The organism is Paenibacillus sp. MSJ-34 (assembly GCF_018918005.1).
Lineage (GTDB): Bacteria > Bacillota > Bacilli > Paenibacillales > Paenibacillaceae > MSJ-34.
Genome location: NZ_JAHLPR010000096.1, coordinates 1 through 6,703, shown reverse-complemented (window position 1 = coordinate 6,703; position 6,703 = coordinate 1). Strand labels below are relative to the sequence as shown.

General features: G+C 46.9%; 5 protein-coding genes. 4 read left to right on the top strand and 1 reads right to left on the bottom strand.

Annotation, left to right across the window (positions count from 1 at the left end; genetic code table 11):
- Positions 1-314: 314 nt before the first annotated feature.
- The 4 genes from KQI79_RS26835 to KQI79_RS26820 all read left to right on the top strand — a co-directional run bounded on the left by KQI79_RS26835 (position 315) and on the right by KQI79_RS26820 (position 6,236).
- Positions 315-2,720 (top strand): collagen binding domain-containing protein, encoded by a 2,406-nt coding sequence (locus KQI79_RS26835; RefSeq protein WP_216541406.1) that lies wholly within the window; start codon positions 315-317, stop codon positions 2,718-2,720.
- A 15-nt stretch (positions 2,721-2,735) separates the two neighbouring features.
- Positions 2,736-4,958 (top strand): SpaA isopeptide-forming pilin-related protein, encoded by a 2,223-nt coding sequence (locus tag KQI79_RS26830; RefSeq protein ID WP_301287988.1) that lies wholly within the window; start codon positions 2,736-2,738, stop codon positions 4,956-4,958.
- A 264-nt stretch (positions 4,959-5,222) separates the two neighbouring features.
- Entirely contained in the window at positions 5,223-5,831 is a 609-nt protein-coding gene (locus KQI79_RS26825; RefSeq protein WP_216541404.1) for a GGDEF domain-containing protein, read from the top strand.
- 45 nt (positions 5,832-5,876) lie between these two features.
- Positions 5,877-6,236, top strand: coding sequence for a response regulator (locus KQI79_RS26820; protein WP_216541403.1), 360 nt, complete (start codon positions 5,877-5,879; stop codon positions 6,234-6,236).
- 65 nt (positions 6,237-6,301) lie between these two features.
- Here KQI79_RS26820 and KQI79_RS26815 read toward each other — a convergent pair whose 3' ends face one another.
- Entirely contained in the window at positions 6,302-6,481 is a 180-nt protein-coding gene (locus KQI79_RS26815; RefSeq protein WP_216541402.1) for a hypothetical protein, read from the bottom strand.
- Positions 6,482-6,703 lie beyond the last annotated feature (222 nt).

Below are 6,703 nucleotides of genomic sequence, written 5' to 3'. Positions count from 1 at the left end.
TCGGGTTCTTTAGCATACGCATTTTTGAAAATTGCTTTCAAAAACACGTTTACATCGATAATTTTAACTCAAGCACCCCAAATTGAGCCTCAATCGCCCGGTTTATTCCGAGATCCTATGTAAAAATGATGCATTATCGACTTTGTTCGACAGCATGACAATGCAAGAATACCGATTTATGTCAGTTCGCGTAACATAGGCTCACTGGAATAAACCTCCAAGCTGACATGCGGAAAGGAGGAGCGTTACGAAGGACACTCGATCATGGTGTTCGCTTGTACTTTGACAATTTCATAGCGAGGTGAAGGTTTGTAATGAAAAGGAAATTGAGGAGAACGTCGTATTTTGCATTGATGGCGATGCTGCTGCTGAATCTCGCATTGCCGGCTTCGTTCATTAGCGCCAACGACGAATCGAAAGCTCCGGGAAGCCCGGCCGGGGGAAGCGTCACGGATCATGTATACGGTACGCCGTCTTTGGTGAGTCCGATGACCGCGACGGAAATTACATACGATCTTATCCAAGGCGTGGAGATGTGGAATGACTTGCCTTTCAAGGAAGATGGAAGTCCGAATCCTGAAGCGCAAAAAATTCGGGATATTCGTCCCGGTTCGGGAGATACGGTAGTTATCGACTATTCATGGGAGCTTCCCGATGAACATCATTATTCCGATGGCGCAACCTTTACGTTCAAGTTGCCTGATAAATTTTCGGGGTTCGATGAAACAGGGGAGCTTTATGCCGAAGTCGGAGTTGTAGGAACGTTTACCATATCTTCAAACGGCCAAGTCGTTTTTACATTTAACGAGCAAATAAACAGCGGCCAGGGGTATACGGGAAACTTTTATATTTGGAGGCAATTTGACGGGTCGGCGTTGGAAGACAGCACGAAGCAAAACATCGTTTTCGACATTCCCCATAGAGATTCTGTCACTATTCCCGTCCATTTCAAACCCGACGGAAATGCTACGGTCACCAAAAAAGGCGAGGCATACAAAAATGGCAGCCCGAACTCCAGAAATCCGGACGAAATACATTGGGTCGTCGATTTCAACTTGGGCGAGGAGACGATAAGCAATGCCGTTTTCCGGGACAAGTTGCCGAATGGATTAACCGTTAATTTAGATTCGGTTGAAGTAACTGAGTTACAAGTGAAAATAAAAGGCGGAGAACCGGGGCAAGGAGCAAGCTATACTAATTTCACGAAAGACAACACAAACGATGGGTTCAAAATCGAATTCAACGGCATCATTGACAAGGCGTACCGCGTGGAGTATACGACGAAGGTTCCTTTGCCATCTGGTGGGGATGCCGATTACAGCCCACGATACAAAAATGATGTAGAAGTTTCCGGAACTGTCGATTCCAAGCCGTTTAGTCAAAAGGCAGGCGTTAGTGTACCGGTAAAATTCAATGAGCCATTGAATAAAAAGGCAAGCAATTACAATCCTTCCAAGCAAGAAATCGAATGGACAATCGACTACAATTTCAACCAGCAAGCCCTTGCTGAGGAAGAAGCGTTGCTTGTCGATACATTTGATACTACACAGCAAGAGTTGGTGCCAGGATCGTTTAAAGTATATAGCGTGACGATCGACAACAGCGGCAACGCTACGAATTCTAACCTCGTCGACTCAACCAATTATATATTTGAAGGAGTCGGCACTGGTTTTGACAAGGGCTTTAAGCTGAAGTTCAAGAACGGCGTGAACTCGGCATATCAAATCAAATATACAACGAAAGCAATAAACCGCGTCTATGAGAGTCAAGAGGTTACGAATACAGTCGAAATGTTTGGCGGTATCAAAAAAAGCGATACACAAAAGATTGGTCAAGAAGTATTTAAGAAACATAACGGAACGATCAATTATGCCGATAAAACGATCACCTGGACGATTGACCTCAATAAAGACAAGCATGAGATGACCGGTGTCGTGATTTCGGACGACTTTGCCAGCCAAGGGTTGGAATTGATCAGCTTAACGATTAGCAACTTAACCGAAGACGAGGATTATACGTTAACGATCGAAGCGGATAGCGGCGAGAACGAAGGTTTTGATAAAGGGTTTAACATCGAGTTTAAAAATACGATCACGGAACATCATACGATCACTTACAAGACCTCGTTCGATCCTACCTATTTCACCCCGGATAAGGTGAAAACTCATACGTATGAGAATCAAGCTGAGATCAAATGGAATGAGTATCCTAATCCTCCTGACACTCTGAAGTATCAAAATAAGACGGCTGTAACGGAACCGTACATGAAAAACAACGGTCATAAAGAAGGCAAATATGATGCCGTTAATAAAGTCATCACATGGACGATCGACGTCAATTTCAACCGTCACGTCATCGATCAAGCCGTCGTACGCGATTTCTATACGAAAGGGCAAGATTTCGTTGAAGGTTCCTTGAAAGTTCATCCTTTAACTATCGCTGCAGACGGCAAAGTAAGTGTGCCCGAAGGAACTCCTGAGTTTAAAGCGTATGAATTTAATGATGCTGTTGAACACGATGGAAAAAAAGGGTTCGAATTAACCTTTAACGACCAAATCAATTCCGCTTACCGCATTACGTACCAGACGAGTTTGAAAGGGTATCCTGTTCTCAAGGAAGGTTACTCCAATCAAGCGACCTTGCATGACGGCAATGATCCAAGCAAGACACTGCTGTTCAACAAAGGAGATCAAGTTGGGCCCCCGAAAGCCGGGGAGTAGTATGTTGCGAAAAAGCTGCCTGTTCAGGGAACGGGATCAGAGCAAGTCTATGCGACATGGACGGTTAACGTCAATTTCAGCCAATCCTATGTCGCAAAACCGAGCTTAACAGACACCTTATCGCCTAATCAAATTTTGCAGCAAGATTCGTTTCAATTGTATAAACCGGAAGTGACAACGAGCGGTGTAATCGATAGTTTGAGAAATGCAAAACTTGTCGATCCTTCCGAGTATACGATTACGTTTGAAACAAACGAAGAGACCGGTGCGGATTCGTTCACGCTAACTTTTCACAAGCCGATTGAAGAAGCTTATATTTTACAATACAAGTCGTTCATTAATGACGACAGCGGCCAAACCATAAGCAATGGGGTCACTTTTGCCGGCCATAGCGACAGCGCGGGTATCGTCGAGGGCAATAAAGACAGTAAAGTCAGTTTTACCCCAGGTGCGGGCGGCAGAACCTTCATGATCGGAACAGGATACATCAAGGTTGTGAAAGTCGACGCCGATGAACCGAATACGAAGTTGGCTGGCGCCATATTCGAACTTCAGGACGAATCGGGCACCAATGTGCTGGAGACGCTCACCACAGATTCGAACGGCGAAGTAACGACGAAGAAAAAATACAAGTACCGCAAATATGTGCTGAAAGAAGTGGAAGCTCCATCCGGCTATCTGATTGACGAGGAGTACAAGGATGGAAAAACAATTGAATTTACATCCGACAAAACGGGCGATACGGTTCCATTCACGATCACGAACGAGAAGGGCGTTTGGGATGTCGAATTGAAGAAATACGATAAGAACGATCCTACCAAAGCTTTGGCAGGAGCAATCTTTAAACTGCAGAAAAAGAATCCTGCAGGACAGTATGTAGACGTTGACGGGGCAACGGAACTGAAAACGGATATGGAAGGGAAAATCTTCCTAGCCAACTTGGACGCGGGCGACTATCAATTCGTGGAAACGAAGGCGCCGTTAGGTTACAAGCTGGACGACACTCCGATTACGTTCCAAATCGATCCGAGACAGACCGCCATGGTGACGCGCAGTATGGCGAATGAAATCATCCGCAACGCTTCCGTCGAATTGACCAAGACGGACGAGTATGACGGTACTCCACTGGAAGGCGCGGAATTTGAGCTTCGCGATGCGGACGGAAACGTCGTAGTAATTAGCGGCGAACCGCAGAGCGGGTTAAAGACGGGCGCGGACGGGAAGTTAACCGTGAACGGCTTGGTTGGAGGCAGCTATCAATTCGTTGAGACGAAAGCGCCGGAACATTATATCCTCGATCCGACGCCGATTGAGTTTGACATTGAGGAGGAAGGCAAGATCGTAAGCGTTTCTTCCGTCAACCGGCTCATCCCCGGCTCCGTCAAACTGACCAAGGTGGAAAGCGGCCGTCCGAACGTCAAGCTGAAAGGCGCGCAATTCACGCTGCTCGACGAGCGGAAAAATCCGGTCATAGACGCGGAAGGGAACGAACTGAAGGGGTTAACGACCGACGGTAACGGCGAATTGCTGATAACGGAGCTTATACCGGGCAAGTACTACTTCGAAGAGACGAAAGCGCCGGCCGGTTATTACATCAAAACGAGGCTGACCGAGTTCGAAATCGTTCGCAGCCAAGAGGACGAAGCGGTTGTAATCGTAGAGAATTACCGCTATACGGATAACGGCGGCGGCGGTGGTGGAGGCGGCTACGATCCTGGCCCGAGCACGCCGACCGATCCGAAACCGGGAAATCCGAAGGACCCGGAAACGCCGGGCAAGCCAAATCCGGAAAAACCGAACAAACCGGCAACGCCTGGGGAGAAAGTAAAGACGCCTAAAGAAACTCCCGTTCAAGGCGATGCGAACGTTCCGGAAGGAAGCGAAGCGAAGATTGGCAAAGAACCGGAGCATGGCAAGGTGACGATCGATCCAAACGGCAAATGGACTTATACGCCGAATCCGGGGTATGTCGGAGAGGATTCGTTCACAGTCGTCGTAACCGATGCAGCCGGAAATGAAGAGACCGTGCACTATGACGTTCTTGTAGAGAAACTGCCGGCAGGCGGAAACGGCGAAGTTTCGGCCGGCAACGGCCCGCATCCGGGACCGGGAAGCGGTTCGGGACAAACGCTTCCGAAGACCGGGGAAGACAGCCATCTCATGATGCAGTTGACCGGTCTCGGTCTTGTCGCTTTAGGAATTGTTTTCCTAAGAAGAAAACGTTCGCGTAACGCATAACATTGCTAACAATCTATTGGCCTGTTGAGTACGCTCAGCGGGCTTTTTTTCGTCGTTTTACAAGGTAACCGAACACGTGAAATCACATGAAACGTTCCCGCCCGGAGTTAAGTTCAGTTTTTGTTCAGCCCCGTATTGTAGAATAGTTCACGTTGCGTAAAACGCGAAATCGAAACAAGAAGATTCAATATCATAGGAGTGAGTACCATTTATATGAAATATAAAGGAAGATTCGTATTAACGCTTTTTTCGTTTGGAAGTTTAATGGCATTAAATATTTACTTTGGGGCGATCGGACAAATTCATCTATGGTTTGTCTTCCTTTCCAATATACTGGTTCTATTGTCATGGCGACTGGGCAAACATTACGACGAAGTAAAGTACGCATCCGAGATCGATTCGTTGACGAAGGCTTACAATCGGAGGATGGCCTTTCGCATTTTTGAGAAGCTCGTGAAGAAGGCGAACAAGAAATCGCAAAAAATCGCGCTTTTCTTTATCGATGTGGATCACTTCAAATCGATCAACGATCGATACGGCCATCATGCGGGAGACGAGGTATTGAGGCGAATCTCCGCGACCGTCCTTCAATCGTTCAAAGGCGAGAAGTACATCGTTCGTTGGGGCGGCGATGAATTCGTCATGATGATGCCTTATACGGACGAAACGGCGGTGAAACAGAGGCATAAGCAAATGATGTACAACATCTCGACGCTTCGCGACGAATTGTCCATTCATGTTACGGTATCCGTCGGTTGCTCCGTCTATCCGAAACATGGCGTCCGATTGAACGATTTGATCAATATTGCGGACAAAAAAATGATATTCGCGAAAAATATGGGAAAAACGGCGATCGGAGCGTTTCGAAGATGAGCGTCTCCGGCTCGGCCGCATCATTGAAAATACGGGGGATGAAACATGTATCGGGTTCTAGTGTGCGACGACACGGCATTTATGCGCATGATGCTTCGGGACATCGCGGAAGAATTGGGGTATGAGGTCGTAGCGGAGGCAAGCAATGGCAAGGAGGCCGTTATGCAATATTCGATGCATCGACCGGATTTGGTTACGATGGATATTACGATGCCGGAAATGGACGGGATTGGCGCGTTGAAGAAAATTAAGGAAATGGACCGGCAGGCGAAAGTCATTATGTGTTCCGCCATGGGACAACAGCAAATGGTAATGGAAGCGATGCGAAACGGGGCGACGGATTTCATTGTGAAACCGATTCAGAAGGAACGCGTTGCATTGGCATTTCAAAGAGCGATTGGCTAATTGAAGGCGGCTAATCCCGTTCCTTCCGCAACGGTCATACGATTGAAAGCGTACCTTGCTCGAATTTAAAGCAATTCCGATTGCATATTGTTGGCAGAGCCGTCACGGCTTATTTTTTTTGTCTGTTTCAACAGGTCGCGCCTGTTCTGATGGTAATGACGCTTGCAGAGACCTTTCGCATAATGTCTTTCGTTGCATTGTTCCAACTCGCAAAGTTTCATAACCGGCGATCTTCTTCTTCCCATTGTTACCTCCTCAGTAAGTCATTCTTGCTGCATGCTCTCCAAATCGGCAGGATATCGTTGTCGACGCTTCCATAATTGACGTTCAAGGTTGAATAGGTATTATCCTAAATTTCGAAAGTACCGTTCATTGAAAACATAAAAAAGTGCCCAAATCTTTGGTAGAATGGTGTTTGTCGAGAACACTACACCCAAAGAGAGGAGCACCTTTTAGGTGAAGTCTAC

Excerpts from the sequence above, each read along its gene's own strand:
- KQI79_RS26835 (WP_216541406.1), top strand. The coding sequence starts at position 315 with ATGAAAAGGAAATTGAGGAGAACGTCGTATTTTGCATTGATGGCGATG.
- KQI79_RS26825 (WP_216541404.1), top strand. The coding sequence starts at position 5,223 with ATGGCATTAAATATTTACTTTGGGGCGATCGGACAAATTCATCTATGG.
- KQI79_RS26820 (WP_216541403.1), top strand. The coding sequence starts at position 5,877 with ATGTATCGGGTTCTAGTGTGCGACGACACGGCATTTATGCGCATGATG.
- KQI79_RS26815 (WP_216541402.1), bottom strand. The coding sequence starts at position 6,481 with ATGGGAAGAAGAAGATCGCCGGTTATGAAACTTTGCGAGTTGGAACAA.